This is a genomic window from Priestia sp. P5_B4 (assembly GCF_056400385.1).
Genome location: NZ_JBFULJ010001343.1, coordinates 1 through 727 on the forward strand (window position 1 = coordinate 1; position 727 = coordinate 727).

Here is a 727-nt window from a genome sequence, read left to right on the forward strand (position 1 = left end):
GTTTATGGAGCGTGTAATAAAGAAAGCTTACAGCACGTGAGAAAGCCTTCTGTTCAAGATGTAAAAGATTTTAACTGGAAACCTATTATAAGTCACGAGTAGCAAAACTAGTTTATAAAAAAAGAATGCTTGCGAAAGCATTCTTTTTTTAATTCAGTAAGAAGTAGAAGCGAATGTAGAAAGCACATTTGTAAACCTATAAAAAGTTTGAGTTTTAGACGAAGCTCTTCCTTTTGCAGTGAATGAATGAAACATAGCACTTCGCAGCGGTTGGCTAATCTCTAATTGAATACTTTTCCCGGTACGATTTTTATTTGCAATATTTCCAGAGTTAATGCCTGCAATCTCATCGTGCCCTTTTGTAATCAGTTCGGCCGGAAATCCATTTTGATTTAATAACTGCGTTAATTTTTTTGCGCGCTCCCGATCAGTCCCGCCCACAAAAATATGTTTTTCGTTCCCAGAATACCCGTGAAGAGATAAAACATTATCATACTTGCTTACCATCTTACGCGCTGTGGGCTCATCAAAATGAGTGCTTGTGAGGTGCAGGTCTCGTGACCCTTTCGACTTTAACGATTCGAATAGATAAAGAGCATTTTGTTTGCCAAGCTCTTGGGCAATTTCGCTTGTCCCCCCTTCAATTCCTCCACCGTGTGGAGCAAAGATAAGGACAGAACTTTTCGTTTCTTTGGTCGTCACTTTATAGCTAGCTGAAGACTCATTC

At 39.2% G+C, this 727-nt stretch carries 1 protein-coding gene; it reads right to left on the reverse strand.

Going from position 1 to position 727, the window contains the following annotated elements; all coding sequences use genetic code 11:
• Window positions 1-153: 153 nt before the first annotated feature.
• On the reverse strand, window positions 154-727 hold a 574-nt coding region (locus tag AC1DRF_RS30875), incomplete at its 5' end, for a poly-gamma-glutamate hydrolase family protein (protein ID WP_477742684.1).